Source organism: Microtetraspora sp. AC03309 (genome assembly GCF_020826795.1).
Taxonomy (GTDB): domain Bacteria; phylum Actinomycetota; class Actinomycetes; order Streptosporangiales; family Streptosporangiaceae; genus Microtetraspora; species Microtetraspora glauca.
The window spans coordinates 46,783-61,574 of sequence record NZ_JADDIL010000002.1; the positions used below are offsets into that span (position 1 = coordinate 46,783).

General features: G+C 69.6%; 16 protein-coding genes. 9 read left to right on the plus strand and 7 right to left on the minus strand.

Annotated features, from left to right (window positions below; translation table 11 throughout):
• Positions 1-48: 48 nt before the first annotated feature.
• Positions 49-669, minus strand: coding sequence for a pentapeptide repeat-containing protein (locus IMZ11_RS01185; RefSeq protein ID WP_228636843.1), 621 nt, complete (start codon positions 667-669; stop codon positions 49-51).
• 96 nt (positions 670-765) lie between these two features.
• A complete protein-coding gene (locus IMZ11_RS01190; RefSeq protein ID WP_228636844.1) occupies positions 766-1,242 on the minus strand; it encodes a GreA/GreB family elongation factor in 477 nt (158 codons plus the stop codon).
• 164 nt (positions 1,243-1,406) lie between these two features.
• On the opposite strand from IMZ11_RS01190, the gene IMZ11_RS01195 reads away from it, so the two are divergent.
• The 5 genes from IMZ11_RS01195 to IMZ11_RS01215 all read left to right on the plus strand — a co-directional run bounded on the left by IMZ11_RS01195 (position 1,407) and on the right by IMZ11_RS01215 (position 6,032).
• Positions 1,407-2,942, plus strand: coding sequence for a CdaR family transcriptional regulator (locus IMZ11_RS01195; RefSeq protein ID WP_228636845.1), 1,536 nt, complete (start codon positions 1,407-1,409; stop codon positions 2,940-2,942).
• Between the two features lie 146 nt (positions 2,943-3,088).
• On the plus strand, positions 3,089-4,291 hold the full coding sequence (locus IMZ11_RS01200) for an NAD(P)/FAD-dependent oxidoreductase (RefSeq protein ID WP_374461943.1): 1,203 nt from the start codon (positions 3,089-3,091) through the stop codon (positions 4,289-4,291).
• A 152-nt stretch (positions 4,292-4,443) separates the two neighbouring features.
• Positions 4,444-5,232: a Bax inhibitor-1/YccA family protein gene (locus IMZ11_RS01205; RefSeq protein ID WP_308066720.1), complete on the plus strand. Its 789-nt coding sequence runs from the start codon at positions 4,444-4,446 to the stop codon at positions 5,230-5,232.
• A gap of 108 nt (positions 5,233-5,340) precedes the next feature.
• Positions 5,341-5,568 (plus strand): DUF4287 domain-containing protein, encoded by a 228-nt coding sequence (locus tag IMZ11_RS01210; RefSeq protein WP_061258367.1) that lies wholly within the window; start codon positions 5,341-5,343, stop codon positions 5,566-5,568.
• A 53-nt stretch (positions 5,569-5,621) separates the two neighbouring features.
• Entirely contained in the window at positions 5,622-6,032 is a 411-nt protein-coding gene (locus IMZ11_RS01215; protein ID WP_228636847.1) for a PPOX class F420-dependent oxidoreductase, read from the plus strand.
• 10 nt (positions 6,033-6,042) lie between these two features.
• On the opposite strand, the gene IMZ11_RS01220 is transcribed toward IMZ11_RS01215, so the two are convergent.
• From IMZ11_RS01220 to IMZ11_RS01230, 3 genes are all read right to left on the minus strand, one after another.
• Positions 6,043-7,260, minus strand: a complete 1,218-nt coding sequence (locus tag IMZ11_RS01220; protein WP_228636848.1) for an acetyl-CoA C-acetyltransferase — start codon at positions 7,258-7,260, stop codon at positions 6,043-6,045.
• A 94-nt stretch (positions 7,261-7,354) separates the two neighbouring features.
• Positions 7,355-8,716 (minus strand): PQQ-binding-like beta-propeller repeat protein, encoded by a 1,362-nt coding sequence (locus IMZ11_RS01225; RefSeq protein WP_228636849.1) that lies wholly within the window; start codon positions 8,714-8,716, stop codon positions 7,355-7,357.
• A 47-nt stretch (positions 8,717-8,763) separates the two neighbouring features.
• Complete coding sequence (locus IMZ11_RS01230) at positions 8,764-9,741, minus strand: SGNH/GDSL hydrolase family protein (protein ID WP_228636850.1); 978 nt, start codon at positions 9,739-9,741, stop codon at positions 8,764-8,766.
• Between the two features lie 121 nt (positions 9,742-9,862).
• On the opposite strand from IMZ11_RS01230, the gene IMZ11_RS01235 reads away from it, so the two are divergent.
• Both IMZ11_RS01235 and IMZ11_RS01240 read left to right on the plus strand, forming a co-directional pair.
• Positions 9,863-11,233, plus strand: coding sequence for a cystathionine beta-synthase (locus IMZ11_RS01235; RefSeq protein WP_228636851.1), 1,371 nt, complete (start codon positions 9,863-9,865; stop codon positions 11,231-11,233).
• Positions 11,234-11,262: 29 nt separating this feature from the next.
• Entirely contained in the window at positions 11,263-12,402 is a 1,140-nt protein-coding gene (locus IMZ11_RS01240) for a cystathionine gamma-synthase (RefSeq protein WP_228636852.1), read from the plus strand.
• A 33-nt stretch (positions 12,403-12,435) separates the two neighbouring features.
• Here IMZ11_RS01240 and IMZ11_RS01245 read toward each other — a convergent pair whose 3' ends face one another.
• Positions 12,436-12,873: a hypothetical protein gene (locus IMZ11_RS01245; RefSeq protein WP_061258247.1), complete on the minus strand. Its 438-nt coding sequence runs from the start codon at positions 12,871-12,873 to the stop codon at positions 12,436-12,438.
• A 51-nt stretch (positions 12,874-12,924) separates the two neighbouring features.
• Positions 12,925-13,170: a hypothetical protein gene (locus IMZ11_RS01250; protein ID WP_228636853.1), complete on the minus strand. Its 246-nt coding sequence runs from the start codon at positions 13,168-13,170 to the stop codon at positions 12,925-12,927.
• 200 nt (positions 13,171-13,370) lie between these two features.
• Between IMZ11_RS01250 and IMZ11_RS01255 the strand changes: the two genes are divergently transcribed.
• Both IMZ11_RS01255 and IMZ11_RS01260 read left to right on the plus strand, forming a co-directional pair.
• The gene (locus IMZ11_RS01255; RefSeq protein WP_228636854.1) at positions 13,371-14,153 is read left to right on the plus strand and encodes a GntR family transcriptional regulator; all 783 of its coding nucleotides are present in this window, start codon (positions 13,371-13,373) and stop codon (positions 14,151-14,153) included.
• Positions 14,150-14,779, plus strand: coding sequence for a hypothetical protein (locus IMZ11_RS01260; RefSeq protein WP_228636855.1), 630 nt, complete (start codon positions 14,150-14,152; stop codon positions 14,777-14,779). The genes IMZ11_RS01255 and IMZ11_RS01260 overlap by 4 nt, the downstream gene beginning before the upstream one ends.
• The last annotated feature ends 13 nt before the right edge of the window (positions 14,780-14,792 follow it).

Here is a 14,792-nt window from a genome sequence, read left to right on the forward strand (position 1 = left end):
GGCGATCGGGCTCCGGGGGCACCATGCGCATGCCCGGGAAAGCCCAGGTCAGTCGGTGCGGACGTCCAGTCCCAGAGCGGTGGCGAGCAGGACGGCCTGCTGGAGGTCGATCACCGCGCCCTTCAACGTGACGGTGAGCGGGTCCAGGGACGAAAGGTCGCTTCCGCGGAGATCGCAGCGGGACAGTTCGGCGGCGCGCAACCACGAACCGGACAGATCGACCCGGCGGAAGGTCGCGCCCTCCAGCCGGGCGCCGGTGAGGTCGGCCTCGCGCATCCGGACGTCGGTGAAGGTGGTGCCGCGCAGATCGGCGCCGGGGAGCCCGGAGAACGACCAGTCCCCGCCGTCGACCTTCATCAGGTCGTAGGTGCAGCCGTCGAACATGCTGCCCACCATCTTGCAGCCGGTGAAGCTGGAGTCGAAGAACGAGCACCGGACGAACGTGCAGTTGGTGAAGGCGGCGTCGGAGTGCGCCGACGCGTTGAACCTGGCGCCGCGGAAGGTGCAGTCGGAGAAGACGGCGCCGTGGCCGAACGCCTCCGTCATGTCGAGGTCGACGAAGAGGATCTGGCTGTGATCGTGACCCGACAGGTCCTCGCTGTCCCAGTTCGCGCCGTGGACGGTGCTGTAGGTCGGCGCTGCCGGCCTGCCGTACGTGCGTTCAGCCACGGCGGGTCTCCTGGCGTCGGGTTCGGTGGGCCCGCATGATTCTGCCCCCGGGGTACGACAATTCGCGGGCGGCCCGGGGGCGTCGATGACGAACCTTCAGTGAGACGTGTGGTGACCGTAGGGGACCGCCTTCACCAGCGTCACCCTCATCGTCCGGCCGTTGGGCAGCTCGTACGCGCGCTGCTCGCCCTCCCTGGCCCCCGTCAGCGCCGTCCCGAGCGGGGAGTTCGGGGAGTAGACCGGGATGTCGCCATCCACGGACTCGTCCCTGAGCCCCATGAGGAAGGTCTCGGTCTCATCCTCGCCGTCGTAGCGGACGGTCAGCACCATGCCCGGCTCGGCGACCCCGTCGTCCGGCGGGTCCTCGCCGACCACCGCGGACTTGAGCAGGTCCTGGAGCTGGTGGATGCGCGCCTGACGGCGCTCCCGCTCCATGATCTCCTCGTTGCTGTCCAGGTCGTGCGGCGCGGCGCCGTCGCCCTCGCCCGCGCGGTGCGCGAGCAGCCCGGCCAGTTCCTCTCGGAGCCGGTCGTACGCGTTCTGGGTGAGCCATGTCCGCTGCGTGTTGGTCATGTCACGCCTCCTTGTCCACATAACATGTCCGCATAACACAAAGACACAGCCCGGTACGGACTGTGCCCAGTGCAATTATATCTACTTGTCAACCCAGTGAAAGATGCAACCTGGGCTACCGTTGAAGTGAATGTCGGCATCCGGTGACTCTGCGAGCGTGAACGATGGTGGTCCTGGGACAGCTCCTGGACATCCTCGGCACCCTGGGCACCTGTGAGTGCCGGGGCCCGGTCGACCGGGACACCAAGCTGCGCGGTCTGGCCCTGTACGACCCGTCCGACCCGCAGATGGCGGCGGGCGACCAGGTCATGCTCGGAGTCGGGATCGACACCCCGGCCGGGGCGGCCGGGCTGCTGAGCCGCGGCGACGCGGCCGTCGTGGTGCTGCGCGGCCGCTTCTCCCTGGACGAGGGCGTCGCGCGCGCGGCCCGTGAGGCCGGAACCCCGGTGGTGCTCGTCGATCCCGGCGTTTCGTGGGGCCAGCTCGTCGCGGTGATCCACACGCTGGTGTTCGGCGAGCACGCCGCGGCCAAGGCCGCGGCCCCGGGAGGGTTGTTCGACCTCGCCGACACCATCGCGGGAGCCGTCGACGGGTCGGTGACCATCGAGGACGTCCAGGCGCGTGTGCTCGCCTACTCCCACCGCCAGCAGGACGTCGACCAGGCGCGGCTGCTCACCATCCTGGGCCGTCGCGTGCCGGACGAGACCCTGGCGGCGCTGCGTACCCAGGGCGTGTTCGCCCATCTGGACGACTCCGACGAGCCGCTGTTCGTGCCCGCCCTCAGCAGCGAGTTGACCGCGCGGGTGGTCGTGGCGGTGCGCGCGGGCCGCGAGCTGCTCGGCTCGGTGTGGGTGGAGGTCGACCAGCCGCTTTCCCCCGGGCAGAACGCGGCGCTGGTCGCCGGCGCCCGCGTCGCGGCGACCCACCTGCTGACCAGTCGCGCGAGCGCCGATCTGGAACGCCGGGTCGAGGCCGATCTGGTGCGGAGCCTGATCGAGGGCGCCGCCGACGCCCCTGCCGCGCTGCTGCGGCTCGGGTTGCCCGCGACCGACCTGCGGGTCATCGCGCTGCGCGCCGACGGAGGCGCGGACGCGGTGCTGCTCGCGGCACGCCACGCGACCGTCGGCTTCACCTGGGCCCGTCCCGGCCGCAGCGCCCTCGTCGGCGACGTGCTGTACACCGTCCTCTCCGGCGGGAAGGACGCGGACGCGGCCCGTGCCTGGGTGCGGGCGCTGGCGCGTGATCTCCCATCCGACGCGACGCTGTGGGCCGGGATCGGCGGTCCCGCGGACCTGTCCCAGCTGCCGGCCAGCCGGAGCGAGGCGGACGAGAGCCTGGCGGTCCACATGTCCGATCCGGACACGGAACTCCCCGTCACCTACGACGCGGTCTGGGACCGCATCCTGCTGCGCCGCCTGGCCGGCGCGGCCGCGGCGGGGAGGATGCCGACCAGCGGCCCGGTCGTGGATCTGGCCCGACACGACGCCGAGCACGGCACCGAGTACGTCCCGACACTGCGCGCCCTGCTGCGCGCGCAGGGCGACCTCCGGGAGGCGTCAGCCAGGCTGGCCGTGCACCCCAACACGGTCCGGTACCGCCTGCGGAAGATGTCCGAGGCCACCCGGCTGGAGCTCGACGACCCGCGCAAGCGCCTGGCGATGATGATCGCATTGGAAGCCGGCGCGGCGATGTCCGAATAGAACAACCGGCTCGTCATCCATTGTCCGAATCGGGCAGCTCTCATCCCTTCTTCCGCGGCCATGCTCGTGGTGTACGTCTCAAGAAGGGGAGAGCAATCGTGGCGGAGGAGAAGTCACCGCGCAGCGTCGTGGTGGTGGGGGCCGGGATGGTCGGCCTGTCGGTGGCATGGTTCCTCCAGGAGCGAGGAGTGCAGGTCACGGTGGTCGACCGGGCCGGTGTGGCCGCCGGCGCGTCCTGGGGCAACGCCGGATGGTTGTCTCCTGGCCTCGCCATCCCGCTGCCCGAGCCCAGCGTCCTGCGGTACGGCATGCGCTCGCTGCTCGACCGTGACGCGCCGTTGTACATTCCGACCAAGCCGGACCCGCGGCTGTGGGCCTTCCTCACCAAGTTCGCCACCCACTGCACCATGCGGCAGTGGGAGCGCGGCATGCAGTCCTACCGCCCGATCAACGCCCGGTGCCTGGACGCCTTCGACGTCCTGACCTCGAACGGCGTCGAGGCCCCCACGATCGAGGCGCCGATCATGGCCGCCTTCGAGAAGGCCGGCCAGGCGGACGACCTGCGCCGTGAGCTGGAACTGATCCTGCGTTCCGGCCAGGAGATCAGCTTCACGGAGATCCCCGGAGACAAGATCGCCGCGGAGGTCCCGCAGATCTCGTCCAACGTCGAGCTGGCGATCCGGCTGGACGGCCAGCGCTACATCGACCCCGGCGCCTTCACCCAGTCGCTCGCGGACGCCGTGGTCGCCCGCGGCGGCCGGATCCGTACCGGCTTCACGGCGCGGAACCTGCGCCACGGCGCGCGCGGTGTCACCGTCGAGGCGTACGCGGGAGACCCGGAGCACGCGGACGCGGTCGTGATCGCGACCGGAGCGTGGCTGAACGACCTCGCCCGGCCGCTGGGCGTGCGCACCCCCGTCCAAGCCGGCCGTGGGTACTCGTTCACCGTGCCGACCGAGCAGACCGTTCCGTGCCCGATCTACTTCCCCGCCACCCGCGTCGCCTGCACGCCGTACCAGGGCCAGCTCCGGGTGGCCGGGACCATGGAGTTCCGCTCGCCCGACCACCCGCTGGACACCGGTCGGGTCGCCTCGATCATCAAGGCAAGCCGGCCGCTGCTCACGGGAGTCGACTGGACGAAGCGGACCGACACCTGGGTCGGCCCCCGTCCCGTCACCCCCGACGGCCTTCCGCTCATCGGTGGCACCCGGGTGCCCGGCGTCTACATCGCCGGAGGCCACGGCATGTGGGGAGTCACCCTCGGTCCGGTGACCGGGCAGCTTCTCGCCGAGCAGATGGTCCTGGGCAAGCAGCCCGCCGAGCTGCGCCCCTTCAGCCCGGTCCGCTGAGCGCGGGAGAGTCAGGGCACCCGCCGGAGTTCGACGAGAACTCCGGCGGGGAACTCCGACCACGGGACGATCGTTGAAAACGCCAGTGGACTGGCGTAACGCCCCGCTGAGATGCTGGGCGTCGCACGCTGATCGGAGAGTCGGAGGCAGAGGTGGAGAGCAAGAACCCCATTTTCAGTCAGCGGGGTGCTCCCGGGGGACGGCAGGCATGGTCCGGGCCGACCCCGAGTGTCCAGCAACTGAACGAGATGTACGGCGCGCCCTCTTACGCGCCTCCGGCGGAACGCGCGATGACGATCGACGACGTCGTCGTACGCGGTTTCATGACCCTCGGCACGCTGTTCCTCTCCGCGGCCGTCGCGTGGTACCTGGACCTCAGCTGGTCCGTCGCGGCCCCCGCGATGATCGTCGGCCTGATCCTCGGGCTGATCGTCTCCTTCCGGCAGAGCACCAACCCGGCGCTCATCCTCGGGTACGCCCTCTGCTACGGCGTGGCCATCGGCGTGCTCAGCCACATGTACGACGACATCTTCCACGGCATCGTCCTGCAGGCCGTGCTCGGCACGATGCTGGCCTTCGGCGGCACGCTCGCGGTCTACACGCTGAAGATCTTCCGGCCCACCCCCAAGTTCACCAAGTTCGTCATCGGCGCCGCCCTGGCCGCGGTCGGCCTCATGCTCGTGAACTGGATCGCCGGATTCTTCGTGAACGGCGGGCTCGGTCTGCGGGCCGACAACCCGATCGGCTGGATCTTCAGCATCGCGATGATCCTGCTGGGCTGCTTCTTCCTGCTCCTCGACTTCGACGAGATCGAGAGCGGTGTCCGGTCCGGCGTCCCGGCGAGATACTCCTGGCTGATGGCCTTCGGGCTGACGCTGAGCCTGGTTTGGCTCTACCTGGAGATCCTCCGGTTCATCAGCTACTTCACGGACAGCGACTAGTCTTTATGATCAACATTTCATAACGAAACGATTTCCGTTGGGGGCTTGTCAAGCCGGGACGGGTGAGGCAGTGTCGAGCGCAAAGGAGCCTTATCCGTGGAGGTGCTCATGACGTTGAACCACTCACCGGAGACACAGACCAAGATCATCGCTCGCGTCCCCACCATTACCGGACGCGCCCTCCCCGAGTGGTTCCGAACAATCGACAACGGCCCGGCTTTTCTACGATGTGATGAGCGGGCCAACTGGCTCGCCGACGAGCACGGGCTCACCCACGGCTACGCGGTCGCCATCGTCCTGGAGCACGAGCGGCGTCGCAGGGGCCGACACTTCTGATCTGATCTGATCCGCGCCCGCGCCGTCCTCGGCGCGGGCGCATCATTGTCTTCATGGACCTGGACAAGGCACGCGCGTTCCTCGGGAACAACCACCGCGCGGTCATGCTGACCTGGCACGCCGACGGGCGGCCGCAGATGTCTCCCGTCACCGTCGGTGTCGACCGCGACGGATACGTCGTCGTCAGCAGCCGTGAGACGGCCGTGAAGACCCGCAACCTCCGCCGCAACCCTCAGGTGTTCCTCACCGTCACGACCGACGCCTTCTACGGCGAATGGGTGCAGATCGAGGGCACGGCCGAGATCATCTCACTGCCGGACGCGATGGACCGGCTGGTCGACTACTACCGCGACATCAGCGGTGAGCATCCCGACTGGGACGACTACCGCGCCGCCATGGTGCGGGACCGGCGCGTGATCATACGGATCACGGTCGACCGCGCCGGTCCCGACTTCCAGGGTTAGCCGCCGACTGCTAGCTGAGGCGCTCGACGATCATGGCCATGCCCTGGCCGCCGCCGACGCACATGGTCTCCAGGCCGATCGACTTGTCGTGGAACTGGAGGCTGTTGAGCAGCGTGGAGGTGATGCGGGCGCCGGTCATGCCGAAGGGGTGGCCGACGGCGATCGCGCCGCCGTTCACGTTCAGCCGGTCGATGTCGATGCCGAGGTCCTGGTACGACGGGATGACCTGGGCGGCGAAGGCCTCGTTGATCTCGACGAGGTCGACGTCGCCGATGGACATGCCGGCGCGGGCGAGCGCCTGCTTGGTCGCCTCGACCGGGCCGTATCCCATGATCTCGGGGGACAGGCCGGTGACGCCGGTGGACACGATCCGGGCGAGGGGCGTGATCCCCAGGGACGCGGCCTTGGTGTCGCTCATGATGACGACCGCGGCGGCGCCGTCGTTCAGCGGGCAGCAGTTGCCCGCCGTGACGGTGCCGTCGGGGCGGAAGACCGGCTTCAGCTGCGAGACCGCCTCGTAGGTGGTGCCCGCGCGCGGCCCGTCGTCCTTGCTCACCACGGTGCCGTCGGGAAGGGTCACCGGGGTGATGTCCTTCTCCCAGAAGCCGTTGGCGATGGCCTTCTCGGCGAGGTTCTGCGAGCGGACGCCGAACTCGTCCTGCTCCTGGCGGGAGACGCCCTTGAGGCGGGCAAGGTTCTCCGCGGTCTGGCCCATCGCGATGTAGATGTCCGGCACCGTGCCGTCCCCGCGGGGGTCGTGCCAGTCTCGGCCGCCCTCGGCCAGCTTCGCGGTACGCTCACGCGCCTCCCCGAACACCGGGTTCTGCGTGTCGGGCAACGAGTCGGAGTTGCCCTTGGCGAACCGCGAGACGCACTCGACGCCGGCCGAGACGAACACGTCGCCCTCGCCGGCCCTGATCGCGTGCAGTGCCATCCGGGTGGTCTGCAGCGACGAGGAGCAGTAACGGGTGACGGTCGTGCCCGGCACGCCGTCCAGCCCGAGCAACACCGACACGACGCGCGCCATGTTGAAGCCCTGCTCGCCGCCGGGAAGCCCGCAGCCGAGCATCAGGTCGTCGATGTCGTTCGGGTCGAGCTGGGGGACCTTGGCCAGCGCGGCGCTGATCATCTGGACGGTGAGGTCGTCGGGACGGATGTCCTTGAGCGAACCCTTGAAAGCGCGTCCGATCGGCGAGCGGGCCGTCGCGACGATGACTGCCTCAGGCATGTGGCTCTCCCTGCCTTATCCCTTTTCTGCGGAGGTTACCCCGGGGTACGGCGGTCGCCATCCCCGGGGGGCCACAAAACAGAACTTTCTACGGTCAGCCGTACATGCCGGGAGAGGTGGTGGTTCCGTCCTTGATGGCGTGCAGCGCGCCCTTCTCGTCACGCCAGATCCGCCAGCCGCTCTGGCTGCCGGTGAACCACGCGGGCGGGGCCGCCGCGGAGGTGATCCGCTGGCCGGAGCCCAGATCGAACTCGCACAACGCGGCGATCGAGTAGAACCCGGGGGAGATGCCGGTGAGCTTCAGCGGCTGCGGGTCGGTCACGCAGAACGACCACCCCTTGGTGCCCCGCGCCTCGGCGGGCTGGCCGCTGAGCAGGTTGAACGCGGTGCCGGGCGCGCTGTGCTTCAGGAAACCCAGCGTGTCCATCTTCTGCGGGAAGGCGAGCCACCATCCCGAGCCGGGCACCTGGGCCGCGGTGATCTGGCCGACGACCCGGCCGGACTCGCCGTCCAGCCGGGCGAAGCCGCCGTACTGGCCCTGCTGGTCGACGGGACGGACGACCGGCGCGAACGCGGGGTTGCCGCTGGGATAGACCCGGACCACCGACGGCCGCATCCACTCAAGGACGCCGTCCGCCAGACGGATCGAGAACAATCCGAACGTCGAGGTCTTCTTGGTGCGCGAGTCGGTGTACGGCGCGACGTAGCCGACCAGGTTGTCCCCCGTGGCGCCGAAGGCCCAGCCGCCGGACATGTCGACGTCGGCGCCGAGGGCCTGCTCGATCGGCAACTGCCACAGGGTCTTGCCGGTCTTCAGGTCGTGTGCTTCGAGCACGGGATGGGTGGCGAGCCGCAGCAGCACGACCCGCGTCGGGTCCGACCACTCCACCTCGGCGATGCCGGGGACCCGCCAGATCGTCTTACCGGTCAGGGCGTCGAGCACCACGAGCCGGGCCGTGCTGAGCGCGGTGTGCTCGGACAGGCAGACGTACGGCCCGCACCGCTGGGGGCCGAAGGTCGAGTGGACGGGTCTGGTCCACTTCTGCCGGCCCGTGTGGGCGTCCCTGACAACCAGGGTGGCGTTCCACTGGCCCTGCTTGACGGGGTCGATCGCGGCGACGACGCTCTGGCCGCTTCCGGCGTCGACGATCGCCGGGGCCTGCACGCCCATCCCCGGCAGCCGTCCGGTCATCGTCGCCGGAAAGGCCCAGAGCTTCTTGCCCGTCGCCTCGTCGAGCGCCACCGTCTCCAGGGTGCCGTCCGGCTTCATCGAGGTGGTCGCGGCGACCCCTGACCCCGTGGTGGTTCGGCTGACGGCGTTCACCTCGGTGGTCTGCCAGGTGGGGTACTTCTTCTCGGAGGCGGCGTCGCTCTGGGAGCAGCCGGCCAGGGCCCCGCTGGTCAGCAGAGCGGCGGAGGCGAGCGTGAGGGTGACTTTCGCGTGGGGCCGGGTCATATCACTCCTACTGGGGGTGACGGCCGGGTCGCGAAAGGTGACCGACTCTAGGCGCTCTTGGATATCGGCCCGGGGCGTCGGCGGAGCAGTGCCGCCCACCGTCCCTGGGGGCCGACCGCCCGGCCGGCGACCCGGGTCGCGCTGACCTCGGTGCCGGGTTCTTCCACGGCCATTGCCGCCAACAGGTATTGCGATCCTTCGACGCGCTGGGGCTCGGGCTCGGGCCACAATCCCAACGCGGCGCATACAGACGGTAGCACTGTGTACGCGGCCTGTAGGTAACCTCTGGCAGAAGGGTGATAGCGATCAGGGCCGAACATCTCGGCAGGGTTCGTGTCGAACTCGGGTCCGAGCAGGTCGGCGAAGGCGACCGTCCGGCCGCCCGCCTCCACCACCGCCACGGTCTGGGCCGCGGCGAGCTGGCGGGACCAGCGCCGTGTCACCCAGCGAAGAGGCTGCGGGATCGGCCGGATCGAGCCGAGGTCGGGACACGTTCCCACGACGACCTCCGCCCCGGCCTCGCGCAGCCGGCGCACCGCCTTCTGCAGGTGCCGTACGGCATGGGCGGGGAGGGTGGCCGTGGTGACGTCGTTGGCGCCGATGAAGATGACGGCGACCTCCGGTTCGGCGGCGAGGGCGCGGTCCACCTGGGGGCCGAGGTCGGCCGAGGCCGCGCCCGACTGGCCGACGACGGTGAGACGCACCGGGCGTTCCGCCACGGAGGCGAGGCCGTTGGCGAGGTTCACCGCCGGGGTTCCGTCGGGAACCGTCAGGCCGAGACCCACGGAGGTCGAGTCGCCCAGCATGACCATGCGTATCGGTTCGCCGTCGAAATCGCCGTAGACGCCGTCGGCGTCCGGGCCGTCCATGCCGTGCGGATTTCCCACGATCCGGCGGGCGATCAGGGCCTCCGCCATGAGCAGGCCGTACGTGGCGACTCCCAGGGCGGTGAGGCCCCCTCCGCCCATCGCGGCCGCGGTCGCGATCCGGCGCGCGGCGCGCGCCGCCCCAGGCGTCCAGATCACCTGCTCTCCCCGTTGTGACGGTACCTTTTGGTAGAGAAACTAGCCCAGTTCCGGCCACCCCCTCGGGATGACGGCTGCAGGCAAGCTGACAAAGCTTCAGTAAATCAAGGCGGTCTTCGCAGTGCGCGTACACGATTCCCTGATCGAGCTCATCGGTGACACCCCGCTCGTGCGGCTGCGCAAGGTCACAGCGGGTTTGCCCGCCCAGGTGCTCGCGAAAGTGGAATATTTCAACCCGGGCGGTTCGGTCAAGGACCGGATCGCGCTGCGGATGGTCGAGGCCGCCGAGAGGAGCGGCGCGCTGAAGCCCGGCGGCACGATCGTCGAGCCGACCTCGGGGAACACCGGTGTCGGGCTGGCCATCGTGGCCCAGGAGCGGGGCTACAAGTGCCTGTTCGTCTGTCCGGACAAGGTCGCCCAGGACAAGATCGCGGTGCTCAGGGCGTACGGCGCGGAAGTCGTGGTCTGCCCGACCGCCGTCTCGCCTGACCACCCCGACTCCTACTACTCGGTGTCCGACCGGCTGGCCCGCGAGACGCCGAACGCCTGGAAGCCCGACCAGTACTCCAACCCCGACAACCCCGAGAGCCACTACCACTCGACGGGCCCGGAGATCTGGGAGCAGACGGAGGGGCGGATCACCCACTTCGTCGCCGGCGTCGGGACGGGCGGCACGATCAGCGGCACCGGGCGCTACCTCAAGGAGGTCTCCGGCGGCCGAGTGAAGATCATCGGGGCCGACCCCGAGGGGTCGGTCTACTCCGGCGGCACGGGCCGGCCGTACCTCGTCGAGGGCGTCGGCGAGGACATCTGGCCCGCGACCTACGACACGACGATCTGCGACCAGGTGATCGCGGTCTCGGACAAGGACTCGTTCGGGATGACCCGCCGTCTCGCCCGCGAGGAGGCGCTGCTGGTCGGCGGGTCCTGCGGCATGGCCGTGGTCGCCGCGCTCCGCGTCGCACGGGACGCGCGGCCGGACGACGTCGTGGTCGTGCTGCTGCCGGACGGCGGCCGCGGCTACCTGTCCAAGATCTTCAACGACGAGTGGATGGCCGACTACGGGTTCCTGACGACGTCGAGCGACGAGGGTCTCGTCGGCGACGTGCTGGGGCGCAAGGGCACCAGACTGCCGGAGTTCGTGCACGTCCACCCGCACGAGTCGGTCGGTACGGCCATCTCCATCATGCGGGAGTACAGCGTGTCGCAGCTCCCGGTCATGAAGGAGGAGCCGCCCGTCATGGCGGCCGAGGTCGTCGGCTCGATCATCGAGCGCGACCTGCTCGAAGGGCTCTACCGCGGCAAGGTCGCCGCCGAGGACCCGCTGGGCGACCACATGTCCGCGCCGCTCCCGATGATCGGTTTCGGCGAGCCGGTCGCACGCGCGGTCGAGGCGCTGGAGAAGGCGGACGCGGCCGTGGTCCTCGACGACGGCAAGCCGGTCGGTCTCCTCACCCGCCAGGACCTGCTCGCGTTCCTGGCGTCGAATTGAGCGGCTCTCGGGAAGGTTACGCTCAGGCTATGAACGAAGGCTTCGAGACGCTGGCCATTCACGCAGGCCAGGAGGCGGATCCGCACACGGGTGCCGTCGTGCCGCCCATCTACGCCGTGTCCACGTACAAGCAGGACGGCGTGGGCGGGCTGCGCTCGGGTTACGAGTACAGCCGGTCGGCGAACCCGACCAGGACGGCCTTGGAAGAGTGCCTCGCCGCCGTCGAGGGAGGCGCCCGCGGCCTCGCGTTCGCCTCGGGGCTGGCGGCGGAGGACACCCTGCTTCGCACGGTGTGCGCCCCGGGTGACCACGTCCTGATCCCGGACGACGCCTACGGCGGCACCTTCCGGCTTTTTGCGAAGGTGCTCGAGCGGTGGGGCGTGTCCTACGACCCGGTGCCACTCGGCGACGTGGACGCGGTCCGCGCGGCGGTGCGCCCCGAGACCAAGGTGATCTGGGTCGAGACGCCCACCAACCCGCTGCTCGGGATCGCCGACATCGCCGCGCTGGCGTCGATCGCCCACGACGCGGGCGCGCTGCTGGTCGTGGACAACACGTTCGCCTCGCCGTACCTGCAGCAGCCGGTCGCGCTCGGCGCGGACGTGGTGGTCCACTCGACGACGAAGTACGTCGGGGGCCACTCGGACGTCGTCGGCGGCGCGCTGGTGGCCGCGTCGGCGGAGCTGGGCGAGCGGCTCGCCTACCACCAGAACGCCATGGGCGCGGTGGCCGGGCCCTTCGACGCCTGGCTGACCCTGCGCGGCCTCAAGACCCTTGCCGTACGGATGGACCGGCACTGCGACAACGCCGAGCGCGTGGTCGAACTGCTCGCGTCCCACCCGAAGGTGACCCAGGTCCTCTATCCGGGGCTGCCCGAGCACCCGGGGCACGAGGTCGCGGCGAAGCAGATGCGGCGCTTCGGCGGGATGGTGTCGTTCCGGGTCGCCGGAGGCGAGGAGGCCGCCGTCGAGGTGTGCAACCGGGCGAAGCTGTTCACGCTCGGCGAGTCGCTCGGCGGGGTCGAGTCCCTGATCGAGCACCCGGGGCGGATGACCCACGCGTCGGCCGCCGGCTCGCCGCTGGAGGTGCCCGCCGATCTCGTCCGGCTCTCTGTCGGCATCGAGACGGTCGGCGACCTGCTCGCCGACCTCTCCCAGGCGCTCGGCTGACCGGTCCTCGGCTGGCCGGCCCTCGCTGACCGGTCAGGGAGTCGGGTCGAAGAAGACCATCAGGAACAGGATCACCAGCCAGATCACGGCGGCGATGCCGCCCATGGCGGCGATCCTGCCGATCTGGACCCTGGCGTCGTCCTCCGTGCTCTCGCTCGACAGAGCGCGGATGGCGGCGCCTTCGTCGCGTTCGATGAAGACCATGAGCACGGCGGCGACGACGAACAGCGTCATCGACGCCGAGAGGTACGGCGCGCCCAGCTTGCTGCCGCCGAGGATGAGCCCGGTGATGAACACGCCCAGCGTCAACACGCCGAAGAGCCGGGTGCTCCGCCGGAGATAGCGCAGGACACCGAGGTCGCGCGTGCGGATGTAGCGCGGGACGGCACTGGTCACCGCGGTCAGGGGGCCGATGGCGAAGATCGCGAACCCGATGTGCAGCCACAGCAGCACCTTGCCGAGAAACGACATGTGGCCGAGGTTATCGCCTGGCTGATCGAATCGGGAGCACGGCCGATTCCCTCAGTGGTTCGCGGAGGCGCGACGGCACTTCGGGCAGTCGTGCCGAGGGTTGCTCACGTACCGGCAGGCCGTGTGGTCCACATAGAGGCCGAGGAGCCACCGTGTGCCCGAGGCGAGGTAGCCCGATCCGGGGTCCGTGGCGGATCCGCGCCGGTCCTCGACTCGGATGCCGATCACGATGACCGCGAACACGCCGATGATCCCGCCCATGATGATCAGCACTCCGACGGCCAACACCTGAGGCATCCCGTCCTCCCTTCCCGGTGATCTCGCGAGTCTTGACACGGAAGCGGTGGCACCGGTCCCGCGTCGTGAACTACGCTTTGTTCCTTCTGAGCCTGCTCACCGGTCTCATACCAATGAGTGGGCTCTGTATAAACGGGTACGGCAGTTTTGGACCGGAAAATCTAACCGGTGAGTAACCTTTGGGGAAGGGGAGGTGCGACGTGCCCCAGCCGCTGTACCGGCAGGTGGCAGACGCGCTCCGTCAGGAGATCAGCAGCGGTGAGCTGCAGCCCGGCGCGCAGCTTCCCTCCGAGCCGGAGCTGGAGAAGCGTCACGGGGTCTCACGCAACACCGTTCGGCTGGCCCTCGCGGCGCTGGCGAACGAGGGCCTCGTGGAGCCGCGCCAGGGGCGCGGGACCTTCGTGCGGGACCGCACCACCTTCATGGTGCTCGCTTCGGCCGAGGAAGGCGGCTCCGCGCGCGACGACAGGGACGCGTTCGTCGCCGCGGTCACCGTCGCGGGGCGCAACCCGGAGCAGGTCGACTTCCGGATGGAGGTCCGCACCGCGTCCTCCGAGGTGGCCGCTCGCCTCCAGGTCGACGAGGGGTCCCCGGTGGTCGTGCGCAGCATGCGCCGCCTGATCGACGGCCGCCCCTGGTCCATCCAGGAGTCCTTCTATCCCATGGACGTCGCCCAGGGGACGCGCCTCATGTCGCCCACCGACATCCCGTACGGAACGATCACCGAGATGGCGCGGCACGGTCACGCGCAGGTGGGATATCGCGACGAGGTGCTGAGCCGCATGCCCACCCACACCGAGGCCGCGTTTCTCGGCGTGGGAACGGGGGTTCCGGTGCTGGAGATGTTCCGCACCGCCTATTCGGCCCAGCGTGCGATCCGCCTCACGATCAACGTCTACGCCGGTGACAGCACCCAGTTGGCCTACGAGATCGGCGATGTCACGGCCGGCCAGGAGCCACCGCCCACCACGGAGCGGTCATGAGCTTCCGCCTGCGGCTGGCGCGCCGCGACGACGTCGACGACCTCATCTTCCTCCGGGACGAGGCCGCCACCTGGCTGCGTAAGAAGGGGTCGGACCAGTGGGCCGCGACGTGGCGAGGGGACGCCGACCACCGGCGCAGGCTCCTCGTGGGCGTCGATCTGCGCGCGACCTGGCTGGTGACGCTGGGGAACCATCCGGTCGCGACCGTCACCGTCTACGACGAGGACCATCCGGGAATCTGGCGACGGGCGCCGCATGGTCACGAGCCGGCGTTCTATCTGCACCGGCTGATCGTCTCCCGGCAGCCCGACGACTGCCGCGGCCTCGGAGGCCGTGTCCTCGACTGGGCGGCGGCCTGCGCCGAACTGGCCGGTGCCGGATGGCTCCGGGTCGACGTGTGGACCACCAACACCGGGTTGCACGACTACTACAAGGGCAAGGGGTTCGCCCCGGCCGGGCTGATCCCGATGGACGTCCTCGACGGGCTCGGGTGGAGCGACTATCCGTCGCGGGCGTTGTTCCAGCGAAAGCTGGCGCCGCGGAAAGATCCAAATTTCGCCATGGATGAGGCACGCGCCGCCCACCTCTGGGACGGCATGGGTTTCGAAATATCCAAATCCGGATAAAACGTCATTCAGA

Coding starts and splice junctions, on each gene's coding strand:
- IMZ11_RS01250 (WP_228636853.1), bottom strand. CDS start 13,170: ATGCCTCAGGTGTTGGCCGTCGGAGTGCTGATCATCATGGGCGGGATC.
- IMZ11_RS01190 (WP_228636844.1), bottom strand. CDS start 1,242: ATGACCAACACGCAGCGGACATGGCTCACCCAGAACGCGTACGACCGG.
- IMZ11_RS01260 (WP_228636855.1), top strand. CDS start 14,150: ATGAGCTTCCGCCTGCGGCTGGCGCGCCGCGACGACGTCGACGACCTC.
- IMZ11_RS01210 (WP_061258367.1), top strand. CDS start 5,341: ATGACGTTGAACCACTCACCGGAGACACAGACCAAGATCATCGCTCGC.
- IMZ11_RS01245 (WP_061258247.1), bottom strand. CDS start 12,873: ATGTCGTTTCTCGGCAAGGTGCTGCTGTGGCTGCACATCGGGTTCGCG.
- IMZ11_RS01195 (WP_228636845.1), top strand. CDS start 1,407: ATGGTGGTCCTGGGACAGCTCCTGGACATCCTCGGCACCCTGGGCACC.
- IMZ11_RS01225 (WP_228636849.1), bottom strand. CDS start 8,716: ATGACCCGGCCCCACGCGAAAGTCACCCTCACGCTCGCCTCCGCCGCT.
- IMZ11_RS01215 (WP_228636847.1), top strand. CDS start 5,622: ATGGACCTGGACAAGGCACGCGCGTTCCTCGGGAACAACCACCGCGCG.
- IMZ11_RS01240 (WP_228636852.1), top strand. CDS start 11,263: ATGAACGAAGGCTTCGAGACGCTGGCCATTCACGCAGGCCAGGAGGCG.
- IMZ11_RS01220 (WP_228636848.1), bottom strand. CDS start 7,260: ATGCCTGAGGCAGTCATCGTCGCGACGGCCCGCTCGCCGATCGGACGC.
- IMZ11_RS01200 (WP_374461943.1), top strand. CDS start 3,089: ATGGTCGGCCTGTCGGTGGCATGGTTCCTCCAGGAGCGAGGAGTGCAG.